The 12,213-nt window shown below is 62.6% G+C and carries 10 protein-coding genes; 6 read left to right on the top strand and 4 right to left on the bottom strand.

Going from position 1 to position 12,213, the window contains the following annotated elements; genetic code table 11:
• From L610_RS13310 to L610_RS13295, 4 genes are all read left to right on the top strand, one after another.
• Complete coding sequence (locus L610_RS13310; protein WP_246659015.1) at positions 1–942, top strand: DMT family transporter; 942 nt, start codon at positions 1–3, stop codon at positions 940–942.
• A 71-nt stretch (positions 943–1,013) separates the two neighbouring features.
• Positions 1,014–2,033, top strand: coding sequence for a LacI family DNA-binding transcriptional regulator (locus L610_RS13305; RefSeq protein WP_024847455.1), 1,020 nt, complete (start codon positions 1,014–1,016; stop codon positions 2,031–2,033).
• Between the two features lie 90 nt (positions 2,034–2,123).
• A complete protein-coding gene (locus L610_RS13300; RefSeq protein ID WP_144705615.1) occupies positions 2,124–3,110 on the top strand; it encodes a 2-hydroxyacid dehydrogenase in 987 nt (328 codons plus the stop codon).
• An 85-nt stretch (positions 3,111–3,195) separates the two neighbouring features.
• A complete protein-coding gene (locus L610_RS13295; protein ID WP_024847453.1) occupies positions 3,196–3,597 on the top strand; it encodes a hypothetical protein in 402 nt (133 codons plus the stop codon).
• A gap of 5 nt (positions 3,598–3,602) precedes the next feature.
• Here L610_RS13295 and L610_RS13290 read toward each other — a convergent pair whose 3' ends face one another.
• The gene (locus L610_RS13290) at positions 3,603–4,373 is read right to left on the bottom strand and encodes a gamma-glutamyl-gamma-aminobutyrate hydrolase family protein (RefSeq protein WP_144705613.1); all 771 of its coding nucleotides are present in this window, start codon (positions 4,371–4,373) and stop codon (positions 3,603–3,605) included.
• Between the two features lie 269 nt (positions 4,374–4,642).
• On the opposite strand from L610_RS13290, the gene L610_RS13285 reads away from it, so the two are divergent.
• Positions 4,643–5,743, top strand: a complete 1,101-nt coding sequence (locus L610_RS13285) for a TRAP transporter substrate-binding protein (RefSeq protein ID WP_144705611.1) — start codon at positions 4,643–4,645, stop codon at positions 5,741–5,743.
• Between the two features lie 68 nt (positions 5,744–5,811).
• On the opposite strand, the gene L610_RS13280 is transcribed toward L610_RS13285, so the two are convergent.
• From L610_RS13280 to L610_RS13270, 3 genes are read right to left on the bottom strand one after another with little or no spacing between them, the layout of a single operon-like run.
• Positions 5,812–6,498 (bottom strand): exopolysaccharide biosynthesis protein, encoded by a 687-nt coding sequence (locus L610_RS13280; protein WP_144705713.1) that lies wholly within the window; start codon positions 6,496–6,498, stop codon positions 5,812–5,814.
• Positions 6,499–6,526: 28 nt separating this feature from the next.
• The gene (locus L610_RS13275; protein ID WP_024847449.1) at positions 6,527–7,918 is read right to left on the bottom strand and encodes a TRAP transporter large permease subunit; all 1,392 of its coding nucleotides are present in this window, start codon (positions 7,916–7,918) and stop codon (positions 6,527–6,529) included.
• Positions 7,919–7,925: 7 nt separating this feature from the next.
• The gene (locus tag L610_RS13270) at positions 7,926–8,477 is read right to left on the bottom strand and encodes a TRAP transporter small permease subunit (RefSeq protein WP_024847448.1); all 552 of its coding nucleotides are present in this window, start codon (positions 8,475–8,477) and stop codon (positions 7,926–7,928) included.
• 251 nt (positions 8,478–8,728) lie between these two features.
• Here L610_RS13270 and L610_RS13265 point away from each other — a divergent pair, with 251 nt between their 5' ends.
• Positions 8,729–12,199, top strand: a complete 3,471-nt coding sequence (locus L610_RS13265; RefSeq protein ID WP_024847447.1) for an indolepyruvate ferredoxin oxidoreductase family protein — start codon at positions 8,729–8,731, stop codon at positions 12,197–12,199.
• Positions 12,200–12,213: the final 14 nt, after the last annotated feature.

Raw genomic sequence — 12,213 nt, 5'->3', positions numbered from 1 at the left:
TTGACCCCAAACAATACCGATACCGAGGCTGCGACACCCGCCGCTGCGATCCTCGTCGTGTTCGCGGCGTGCTTCCTGTTTTCGTTCCTTGATACGAGCGCGAAATATCTGGTGACGCACGGCATGGCCGCTCCGTTCGTGGCATGGATGCGCTTTTCCGTGCACCTCGTGCTGACGCTGATCCTGTTCAGGGGGTGGAGGAACCCGATCCTCTACCGGACGCACAACATTCCGGCGCAGGTGCTGCGCGGCGTCTTCTTGGTCGGCTCGACAATCTTCAATTTCCTCGCGCTGCGCACGCTGCAGCTTGCCGAAACCATCTCGATCTACTTCTTCGCGCCGATGATCATCACGGCGCTGGCCGGGCCGCTGCTCGGAGAAACGGTCGGCTGGCGGCGCTGGGTGGCCGTGCTCGTCGGCTTCCTCGGCGTGCTGGTCATCACTCGGCCGGGCTTTGGCACCTTCGGCGTCGGCCATGTGCTGTCGATCTGCTCGATGCTGAGCTACAGCTTCTACGTGCTGATGACGCGCAAGATGGGCGCGACCGAGACAACGGAAAGCCTGATCTTCTATTCGGCGCTGGCGCCGACCGTGCTGATGTTTCCGGTGGTGCCGCTTTACGGCTCGCTGCCGAGCGACGGCCTTCAGTGGCTGCTGCTCCTGATCCTCGGGCCACTCGGTGGCTACGGGCACTATCTGCTGATCAAGGCCTACAAGATGGCCTCAACCTCGGCACTCGCACCTTATCCGTACTCGCAGATGCTCTGGATGATCCTGCTCGGCTGGATCGTCTTTGCCGATCTTCCGGATCTCTGGACGCTGGCGGGCGCTGCGATCATCGTATCCTCAGGCCTCTACATCATCCACCGCGAGCACACGCTCAGAAAACGCAGCAGAACAACTCCCGGCTGCGACGCAAGCGATCTGGCAAAAAAGCTTTGAACTCCCGGCTGGGGATGGCATAACCACATTTAAACAGTTTAAGCATGAAGACTGTCTCTCGGAGGGGTTCCCTGGCTCAGAAGATCAAGCTGTCGACGATCGCTGAGGCGCTCGGCGTCTCCACGGCGACCGTTTCGCTGGCACTGCGCGACAGTCCGCTGGTCGCCGACTCCACCCGCGATCGCATCAAGGAATATGCCCGCGAAATCGGCTACATCTACAACCGCCGGGCAGCATCGTTGCGTACTTCTCGCTCGGGCATCGTCGGTGTCGTCGTGCACGACATCATGAACCCATTCTTTGCGGAGATCCTGCGCTCGATCGAGACCGAGCTCGACCGGAGCCGCCAGACCTTCCTTCTGTCGAACCACTATGACAAGCTCGATAAGCAGCGCACCTTCCTCGACACCCTACTGCAGCTTGGCGCCGATGGCGTGATCATGTCGCCGGCGATCGGAACGCCGGCCGAAGACATCCGCATGGTGGAAGAGAACGGCCTGCCGGCCGTGCTGATCGCGCGCTCTGTGCCAGGGGCGGACGTGCCCGTGTTCCGCGGCGACGACACTTTTGGCACGGCGCTCGCCACCAACCACCTGATCTCGCTCGGCCATCGCCGCATTGTCATGATCGGCGGCACCGACCAGACCTCGACCGGCCGCGACCGTTATCAGGGCTATCTCAACGCCATGCAGAATGCAGGGCTGGAGGTGCGTCCTGACTGGCGTATTCCGGGCCCGCGCACCAAGCAGGCCGGCTTTGAAGCCTCGCAGCAGTTTCTGGCGCATAAGGACAAGCCTACCGCTGCCGTGTGCTGGAACGATCTCGTTGCGATCGGTCTGATGAACGGTATCTATCGCGCCGGACTCGTTCCGGGCGTCGATATTTCCGTCACCGGGTACGACGATCTCGAGGAAGCGGCGATTGCAACGCCGGCGCTGACGACCGTGTGGAACGGGCAGCGCGAGGTCGGCCGCCGCGCGGCGCGAACGCTGCTTGACCGGCTCAACGGGATTGAGGTGCATGGCGGGCAAGAGCTGATCCGGCCCGAGTTGCACGTCCGCCAGTCTACCGGCAAGCCAGTCGAACGCTAAGTTTCAACTCTCGCGCCGGCCGGTTGCGTGCGAGCGCCAGCCTGCGTAGGTTCACCATCAAATTCAAGACAACTGCAAGGAGCCGGCGCTTTGGCCGATACACACGACATCACGGTCCTCATCCCCGTTAAGCTGCATCAGCATGCGGTCGATCGCATCCACGGCGCGTTCAAGGTGTTCGTCACCGAGACCCCGGATGCGTCCCTGCTGAGCGAGGAAGAACGCGCGCAGGTGCGTGCGCTGGCGGTTTCGACCGTCGCCAACGCACCGATCGACGCGACGTACATCGACGCGTTCCCGAACCTCGAAATCATCTCGAGCTTCGGTGTCGGCTACAACCACGTCGACTCTGGCTATGCAGGCAAGAAGGGCGTCGTCGTCACCAACACGCCGGACGTGCTGACCGAGGAAGTCGCCGACACCGCGATCGGCCTTCTCCTCAACACGGTTCGCGAACTCCCGAAGGCCGAGGCCTGGCTGCGCGAGGGCAAGTGGACATCCGTTGGCGACTATCCGCTGACGCGCGGCACGCTGCGCGACCGCAAGGTCGGCATCTTCGGCCTCGGCCGCATCGGCAAGGCCATCGCCCGCCGCCTAGAGGCCTTCGGCCTGCCGATCAGCTACCACAACCGCCGCCCGGTCGAGGGCGTGAGCTACACCTACTATCCGACGCTGGTCGAGCTGGCCGGCGCCGTCGACACGCTGATCTGCATCGCGCCCGGCGGCGCGTCGACCGACAAGGCGATCAACGCGGAAGTACTGGCGGCGCTTGGTTCGGATGGCATCTTCATCAATATCGGCCGCGGCACCTCGGTCGACGAGGACGCACTGGCGCAGGCGCTGGCGAACGGCGTCATCATGGCGGCCGGCCTCGACGTCTTCGCCAATGAGCCCCACGTGCCGGAGGCCCTGCTGAAGCTGGAAAACACCTCGCTGCTGCCGCATGTCGGCTCGGGAACGATCCACACCCGCCAGGCGATGGCCGACCTCGTGGTCGACAACCTGCTGTCGTGGTTCACGGAAGGCCGCGCGATTTCGCCCACGCCCGAGACGGAACATCTCAACCCGAAAGGTTGACCTGTAGCCCTCAATAATATTAGCAATTGATTAACCATACGGGCGGCATGATTTGCCGCTCGTCAGGTCAATCGAGGGACTACCGATGAAGATGGTCTATGCGGGCATCGTGGCCGCAATTGCCGCGCTTGCGTACCAGCAAGATTTCTTCGCCCAGGATGCCGGGATTGATCCGGTCACCGTCTCGTCGATCAAGAACGGTCTCGTCGGCGGCGAGAAGTTCTTCCTCGTTGCCGGCGGCGTGAAAAGCGATTGCGTCATCACGGCTGTTGGCGAAGGGCCGAAGAAGGACCTTACCGTGACGCCTGACTGCTCGCAGCAGCTGCCCGCGCTGGCCAAGGTGAAGTGGTGGATCGACCGCGATGACGGCTCGGTCGCCTTCGTCAGCTCCAGCGGCGACGTGGCGGCAGAGTTTGCCGCAGGCGACGGCGCGGCGCTCGAATCGTTCGCGCCGCGTGAACCGCTGCTCGCCCTGTTTGCAATGTAGCTGACTTATTCGGCCGCGGTGCGCAGGGCGCGCGACGCGGCATGCTCGCGTACGGCATCGCCGAATGCGCGGAAGATGCGCGCCGACGCATCGTCGCTCTTGGCCCAATATTCCGGATGCCACTGAACACCGACGGCGAACGCCCGGCTGCCGATCACGGAAATAGCTTCAACGGTGCCGTCAGGGGCAACCGCCTCAACCTGCAGCCGCTCACCCAGCTTTTCGACCGCCTGGCGGTGGACGGAGTTGATCATGATCTCGCCGGCGCCGAAGACATTTGCGAGGCACGAACCTTCCTTGATCTGAACCGGCTGGCGGATCGCGAAGCGCTCATCCCGATTGTCGCTGACGGGGGCGCGGTGATCCCACACGCCCTCGCGCTCCTGGATCTCGGTCGCCAGCGTGCCGCCAAGCGCCACGTTCATCTCCTGGATGCCGCGGCAGATGGCAAGCAGCGGCACCCCGCGCTCGATAGCGCGGCGAATCAGCGGGATCGAGGTCGAGTCACGCGCCGGATCGTAAGGCCCGTTCTCCTCAGTCGCCTCGCCGCCATAGAGCTCCGGATTCACGTTGGAGCGCGAGCCAGTGATCAGCACGCCGTCGACATTGTCGAGGACGGAGTCGAGATCGATGCGATCGCCGAAGGAGGGAACCAGCACCGGAAGGACGCCAGCAACGGCCACCGCGGCCTCGAGATATTGCTGCGGCGCCGCATGCCAGGTGTAGTTTTCGAACTGGCGTGTGTCGGTCGATACGGCGACAAGTGGCTGGCGCATGATTGGATCCTGAAAGCTCCTCGCGGTTGGACATATCTAATCGTGTTTGTGAGCCTTTCCAAGCGGTTGTGGCCTTACCGCATCAGCTAGAACTTCACAGGTTAAGGGAAGACTAGATGGTGGAATAACCGGAGTTGGACAGCTAGACACACGCCATAACGCGTGTATTGATACGCGCGGGTTGCTGGGGGAGGAAGAACTGCATCGGCGAATCCTGCCCCCTCGAAGTCCATTTCGCATTTCTATCGAGATCACTTGGGAGGACATTCATGGATCGTCGATCGTTCTTCAAGAAGGCCGGCGTAGCCGGTGCCGGCGCGGTCGCAGCCGCTTCTACCCTGGCTGCACCGGCAATTGCTCAGGGCAATCAGACCTGGCGCATGGTTACCACGTGGCCAAAGAATTTTCCGGGCATGGGCGTTGGCGCGCAGCGTCTCGCAGATCGTATCACCGCCGCTTCGGGCGGTCGTCTGACGGTTCAGGTCTATTCGGCTGGCGAACTGGTTCCGGGTCTTCAGGCTCTCGACGCCGTCATCGATGGCAATGCTGAAATGAGCCACGGCGCTGCCTACTACTGGCAGAACAAGTCGACCGGCCTGTCGTTCTTCACCGGCGTTCCATACGGCATGACCTCGCGCGAGCTCACCGGCTGGGTTCGTTATCTCGGCGGCCAGGAAATCTGGGATGAGATCTACGATCAGTTCGGCGTTCAGGGCTTTCTGTCGGGCGATACGGGCACGCAGGCTGGTGGCTGGTTCCGCAATGAGATCACCGGGGTCAAGGACATTCAGGGCCTTCGCTTCCGTACCCCGGGTCTCGGTGGACAGGTATGGCAGAAGCTTGGCGCATCGGTGACCAACCTTGCTGCTGGCGAAATCTTCCAGGCGCTGCAGTCGGGCACGCTCGACGCGGCTGAGTTCGTTGGCCCGTACAACGACCTTGCGCTCGGTTTCTACCAGATCGCGAAGAACTACTACTTCCCGAGCTTCATTGAGCCGGGCCTCGCAACCGAACTCGTCGTCGACAAGGCCAAGTATCAGGCGCTTCCGGCTGACCTGCAGGCGATCATCAAGGACGTTTGCCAGGCCGAGTACGACGCTGTCGCCGCCGATTTTGCCGCTAACGACCCGCGCGCGCTGCAGACGCTGGTCAACGACCACGGCGTTCAGGTCCGCCAGTTCCCGGATGAAATTCTGGAAGCTGGCGCAAAGGCTGCAAAGGAAATCATGGACGAGCTGCTCGCCTCAAGCGATCCGCTAACCAAGAAGACCGCAGAGAGCTTCATGAACGCGTTCAAGATCGTCCGTCAGAAGACGGACGGCACCGACTCGCTGTTCATCCAAGCTCGCGAGAAGTACCTGCAGCTCTGATCGGTAACCGATCGCAAAAAAAAGGCCCGGGGCGATCCGGGCCTTTTTTCATTGAGGATTTTGATCCTTCAGCCCGAGCCCAGCAGGGCGGCGAGGCCGCGTCCCGCGGCAATCGCAGCATAGGCGAGAACCGAGAAGTAGATCACGGTTGCGACCAGCATCGCGTAGCCGCCGATCACCAGCACGCCGTCGCGTTGTGACATGCCGATGCAAAACAGGATGATGGCGAGCGCCGGCAGCGTGTTGGAGAAGGGCACGAGCCCGAGCGGCAGCATCAGCAGCACGGCGCCGGCAATGATCGCGAGGCCGTTGATGCGGCTGGCCATCGCGCCGCTGGTGAGAAAGCCGAGGCGCGGGCGGATCACCGCTTCCACACGTGCGACGATGTCGATGCCGCGCCGCAGCACGCCCCCGAGCTTTTCCGCGTTGATCTTGCGATCCATGATCTGGCGCGGCAGCCACGGCATGCGGTTGAGCGTGATGCCAACCCCAAGCAGCAGCACGGCGAGCCCGAACACCGTGCTGACGCCGGGGATCGAAACCGGGATCATGAACGGCACGCATAGTACGGCGCAGAGGATCAGCGGGCCGTGGTCACCGACTTCGGCAAGTATCTCGCGCAGGGTGACGCTCGGTCCCGGCATATCGGCGGCGCGCTTCAGCGCCTCTTGCAACGTGTCGGAGCGTTCCTTGTAGGCGAGATCCAATGTGTTTCTCCTAAACAAAGATGCCGGCAGAGAGACATCCGCCGGCATCGGTATCGTCGTCAAGTGTATCGCGCGATCAGCTGTAAATCCAGCGCGGCAGCCACGTCGCCAGCCCCGGAAACGTGTAGATCAGCAACACCGCAACCACCTGGATCGCGACGAACGGGATGATGCCCTTGTAGATCATACCGGTCGACACGTTATTGGGCGCCACCCCGCGCAGGTAGAACAGGGCGAAGCCGAACGGCGGGGTCATGAACGAGGTCTGCAGGTTCACGCCGATCATCACGCCCAGCCAGACCGGGTCGACGCCGAGATTCAAGAGCACCGGGGCCGTGATCGGCACCACGATGAAGATGATCTCGAACGTGTCGAGGATGAAGCCCAGCAGGAACATCAGGAACATCACGACGAAGATCGCGCCGCCGATGCCGCCCGGCAGGTTCGACAGGAACTCGTGCACCAGATTCTCGCCGCCCATCAGGCGGAAGACGATCGAGAAGACCGACGCGCCGAACAGGATGATGAACACCATCGAGGTGATCGAGGCTGTCGACATTGTCGCCTCGCGGAGCACCGCGAAATTCAGGCGGCCGCGAAGAGCTGCCAGGATCATCGCGCCGACCGCGCCCACCGAAGACGCTTCCGTCGGGGTGGCGATGCCACCAAGGATCGAGCCGAGCACCGCGACGATGAGCGCGAGCGGCGGAACCAGGGCGACGACGACTTCCTTGAGAAGGCCCTTCCTTTCTTCCGGCGGAACCGGTGTTGCCGGGCAGGACTGCGGGTCGACGATCGACTTGAAGATGATCCAGCCGAGGTAGAGGGCCACCAGCAGCATCGACGGGATGATCGCGCCGGCGAAGAGGTCGCCAACCGACACCGGGACCGGAGCGAAGTTGCCTTTGGCCATCTGAACCTGCGCGTTGATGCCGGTCAGAATGTCACCCATGAAGATGAGCACGGTCGACGGTGGCACGATCTGACCAAGGGTGCCGGACGCGCAGATAACGCCGCAGGCGATGCGTGGATCGTACCCCGAGCGCAACATTGCTGGCAGCGAAATCAGGCCCATGGTGACCACGGTGGCGCCAACGACGCCGGTCGACGCCGCGAGCAGCGCGCCCACGACGATGACCGAGATGCCGAGACCGCCGCTCATGTTGCCGAAGAGCTTGCCCATGGTGATGAGCAGTTGTTCGGCGATGCGCGAACGCTCAAGGAGCACGCCCATGAAGATGAAGAGCGGCACGGCGACCAGCACTTCGTTGGTCATGGTGCCGATGTAGCGGTTGGCAAGCGATCCGAAGTTCGACGGATCGAAGACGCCGAAATACATGCCCACCGCGCCGAAGCCGAGCGACACACCGGCCAGCGAGAACGCGACCGGGAACCCGAGCATGAGGAAGCCGATGATGCCAAAGAACATCAGCCCGGCGAGAAGCTCGCCGATAAGTACCGTATCCATCTAGCGATTACTCCTGATGCACCGGGTAGCGGTATTGGCTCGGCAACAGGTGTTCCTGCCCCCGCAGAACGAGGATCGAGCGCAGGACCCAAGCGATGCCCTGCAGCGCGACCACCACCACAAAAACCAGAATGAAGCTCTTCAGAATGAAAAGGCCCGGCATGCCGCCGACGTTGCCTGATGCCTCATAGAGCCGCCATGAACGCCCGATGTAGTTCCAGCTGTACCTCGTGACGATCCAGCAGAACGGCAGCAGGAAGAAGATGACGCCGATGAGGTCGATGATCGCCTTCGTCCGAATCGATGCCGGCCGGTAAAAGATGTCGACGCGGACATGATCGTCGCGCAACAACGCGAAACCGGCAACCGCGGTGAACATGGCACCGTTCAGCCAGACGTAGAGGTCCTGCATCCACAGGACAGTGAAGCCAAGAGCATAACGCTGGATCACCACCGTGAAGCAGATGAGGACCATGGCCAGCGCTAGCCAGGAAAATACATTTCCAATTAACTTGTTCATCGCGCCGATCGCGCGAATGACGGCGACAAAGAAATTCATGGGTTCATCCTTCGAACCACTTTTCCGGTAAAGCCGCAAAGCGGCGCTCCTCCTCTGGCGCTCCAGAAGAGCGCCAAGAACTTCCCCCTGTTGCTGTCGATTTTCGAGAAGAACCGACGCATCGCGAATATCATTCCCAATGCGGTTTTGAAAAGCACAACCGCAATTTAGTTTGACGGAATCGCACCTGTCGGGAAGACTGTGTACAGGAACGCCGCCTTCACGGACGGATACCTGCCGGGAGAGTACGAATGTCGCTGCATGATGTGTCGCTTAACGACAAATACGATCTGTCGAAGCAACGCATCTTCGTCTCAGGCGCGCAGGCAATTGTACGCATGCTGATGATGCAGCGCGCGCTGGACCAGCGCGCGGGGCTTTCCACCGCTGGTTTTGTTTCAGGTTATCGCGGCTCTCCGCTCGGCGGACTCGACCAGCAGTTGTGGAAGGCCAAGAAGCAGCTCGAATCAGCCGAGATCGTCTTCCAGCCGGGCCTCAACGAGGAACTCGCCGCCACCGCGTGCTGGGGCACGCAGCAGGCGGAGCTGCTCGGCGACGGCAAGTATGACGGCGTCTTCGCGCTCTGGTACGGCAAGGGACCGGGCGTTGACCGCTCCGGCGACGTGTTTCGCCACGGCAATCTTGCCGGTTCGTCGAAGCATGGCGGCGTGCTCGTCCTGATGGGCGACGATCACACGGCAGAGTCCTCAACCAACGCTCACGCGACGGAATACGCGTTCGTCGACGTGATGATGCCGATCTTCCACCCGGCGGGCGTGCAGGAACTGATCGACTACGGCCTTTACGGTTATGCGCTGTCGCGTTTTTCCGGCACCTGGGCGGCGATCAAGTGCGTCAAGGACAACATCGAGTCCACCGCCTCGGTGGACGTGTCGCTCGACCGGCTGAACGTCGTTTATCCCGAAATCGACCTGCCGCCGGGCGGGCTGAACATCCGCAATGAGCTCGACCAGCTCGGGCAGGAAAAGCGCTTGCACGAATACAAGCGCGCGGCGGTCAGCAAGTTCATCCAGGCTAACGGCCTCAACAAGATCATCTATTCGGGCGGCAGCACCCCGAAGCTTGGCATCATCACGGTCGGCAAGAGCTATCTCGACGTACGCCAGGCGCTCGACGACGTCGGCATCGACGAGGAGACGGCGAACCGCATTGGCTTGCGCCTCTTCAAGGTCGCGTGCCCGTGGCCGCTAGATTACGAACACGTTGCTGAGTTCGTGCAGGGCCTCGAGATGGTCGTCGTCGTCGAGGAAAAGCGCTCGTTGATCGAGGCGCAGCTGCGCGAGAGCCTTTACGGCAAACCCCACCAGCCGGTGATCGTGGGTAAGAAGGATGAGCGCGGGGAGACGCTGTTCCAGCCTTCTGGGGCGCTGGATCCGAACGACATTGCGATCGCGCTTGGCGAGCGCGTGCTCAAGGTTCTCGGCTATTCGGAAGAGGTCGCCGCACGTGTCACGCGGCTCCGGCAGTTCCAGGCGATGCTCGCCGAGACGAAGGACGTCGCGGCGCGCATCCCCCATTTCTGCTCGGGCTGCCCGCACAATTCTTCGACCAAGGTGCCGGAAGGCTCGATCGCGGCCGCTGGCATCGGCTGCCACTTCATGGCGCTGTGGATGGACCGCTCGACCCACGGCTTCACCGCCATGGGCGGGGAGGGCGCGCAGTGGGTTGGTCAGGCGCCGTTCACAAAGCGCGAGCACATCTTCCAGAACCTCGGCGACGGCACCTACAACCACTCGGGCTCGCTTGCCCTGCGCTTCGCGATCGCAAGCGGGGCGAACATCACCTACAAGGTGCTCTACAACGACGCGGTCGCCATGACCGGCGGCCAGCCGCACGAGGGGAACCTGACGCTTGAGATGATCGCGGCGCAGATCCGCGCCGAGGGTGTCGAGCGCATCGCGGTCGTCACCGACGAGCCGGACAAATATTCGGGCGTCATCTCTTTCCCCTCGGGAACGACCATCCATCACCGCGACGAGCTCGATGCCGTGCAGCGCGAACTGCGCGAGGTGAAGGGCGTCTCGGTCCTGCTCTATGACCAGACCTGCGCGGCGGAAAAGCGCCGTCGCCGCAAGATCGGCACCTTCCCCGATCCCAACAAGCGCGTGTTCATCAACGAGCTGGTGTGTGAAGGCTGCGGCGACTGCAGCGTCGCATCCAACTGCGTTTCCGTGCAGCCGCTTGAGACCGAGTTTGGCCGCAAGCGGCGCATCGACCAGTCGTCGTGCAACAAGGATTTCTCCTGCGTCAACGGCTTCTGCCCGTCATTTGTCACTGTCCATGGCGCAAAGTTGCGCCGTGCCACCGGCACCGCCGGCAATCTCGATCCGCTTGAGGGCGTGCCAAAGCCGGCGGCATTCGGGCTCGATCAGCGCGGCTGGGCGGGCATTGTCGATGGCATTGGCGGCACTGGGGTTGTCACGATCGGCGCAGTGCTTGGCATGGCGGCGCACCTTGAAGGCAAGGGCTGTGGCATCATCGACATGGCTGGCCTTGCGCAGAAGGGCGGGGCGGTGTTCAGCCACATCCGCATCGCGCGCACCCCCGAGCAGATCCACGCGATCCGCGTCTCGGCAGGCAAGGCGGACCTGATCCTCGGCTGCGATCTCGTCGTCTCGGGCAACAAAAAGATCCTGTCGGCGGTGCGCGAGGGCGAGACGCTGTTCGTCGCCAACACCGCCGAGGTTATGCCGGGCGATTTCACCCGCAACGCCGACTTCTCGCTGCCGAGCGAGCGACTGAAGAAGGCGATCCGCGCGGCGGCCGGCCCCGACAGGGCGCATTTCTTCGACGCGAGCAACGCGGCGACCGCGCTGTTCGGCAACTCGCTCGCTGCCAACATGTTCATGCTGGGCTTTGCCTACCAGCTTGGTGGCTTGCCGCTCAGCGCCGACGCGATCGAAAAGGCGATCGAGCTCAACGGCCAGGCGGTGCGCATGAACATCGACGCCTTCCGCTGGGGCCGTCGTGCGGCACATGATCCGGAGTTCGTGCGTAAGCTGATCGGCAATCAGAAGGCATCGGCTGACCTGCCGCCAAGCCTGGACGACCTGATCGAGCGCCGCGCGAGGTTCCTGGCCGCCTATCAGAATGCGGCCTATGCCGATCGCTACCGCCAGCAGATTGCCACGATCCGGGAGGCTGAGGAGCGCGCATCGCCGGGCTCAACTGCGGTAACCGAGGCGGCGGCGAAGAGCCTGTTCAAGCTGATGGCGATCAAGGACGAGTATGAGGTCGGCCGGCTCTACAGTGACGGCAACTTCCGCCGCCAGCTGTCCGACCAGTTCGAGGACTGGTCCAGCCTCGAATTTCACCTCGCACCGCCGATCCTTGGCCGCAAGGGGCCGGACGGCAAGGCCCGCAAGACCAGCTTCGGCCCGTGGATGATGAAGGGCTTTGTCATCCTCGCCGCGCTACGCGGCCTGCGCGGCACGGCATTTGACATCTTCGGCTACACCCATGAGCGGCGCATGGAGCGCAAGCTACTCAGCGACTTCGAGTCTGATCTCGCTCTCATCAGGAAGCGGTTGACAGCTGCCAACCTGGAGGCCGCGACCGCGCTCGCCAGTATTCCTTTGACAATCAGGGGCTACGGTCATGTGAAGGAGGCAAATGCCCGCAAGGCGCAGGCGGAGCGCGAACGGATGATCGCGCGCTTTACCGCCTCTGCCCACGACAGGCTGCTCGCCGCGGCCGAGTGATGCACGTCGTTGTG

The sequence above is a fragment of the Aminobacter sp. J44 genome, from assembly GCF_007829415.1.
In the GTDB taxonomy this organism is placed as follows: Bacteria; Pseudomonadota; Alphaproteobacteria; order Rhizobiales; family Rhizobiaceae; genus Aerobium.
This window is presented reverse-complemented; position numbering and strand designations above follow the sequence as displayed.

Bases quoted from the DNA above. Each gene is read 5' to 3' on its own strand.
- L610_RS13270 (WP_024847448.1), bottom strand. From the start codon at position 8,477: ATGAATTTCTTTGTCGCCGTCATTCGCGCGATCGGCGCGATGAACAAG.
- L610_RS13290 (WP_144705613.1), bottom strand. From the start codon at position 4,373: ATGCGCCAGCCACTTGTCGCCGTATCGACCGACACACGCCAGTTCGAA.
- L610_RS13285 (WP_144705611.1), top strand. From the start codon at position 4,643: ATGGATCGTCGATCGTTCTTCAAGAAGGCCGGCGTAGCCGGTGCCGGC.
- L610_RS13280 (WP_144705713.1), bottom strand. From the start codon at position 6,498: ATGCCGGCGGATGTCTCTCTGCCGGCATCTTTGTTTAGGAGAAACACA.
- L610_RS13275 (WP_024847449.1), bottom strand. From the start codon at position 7,918: ATGGATACGGTACTTATCGGCGAGCTTCTCGCCGGGCTGATGTTCTTT.
- L610_RS13295 (WP_024847453.1), top strand. From the start codon at position 3,196: ATGAAGATGGTCTATGCGGGCATCGTGGCCGCAATTGCCGCGCTTGCG.
- L610_RS13265 (WP_024847447.1), top strand. From the start codon at position 8,729: ATGTCGCTGCATGATGTGTCGCTTAACGACAAATACGATCTGTCGAAG.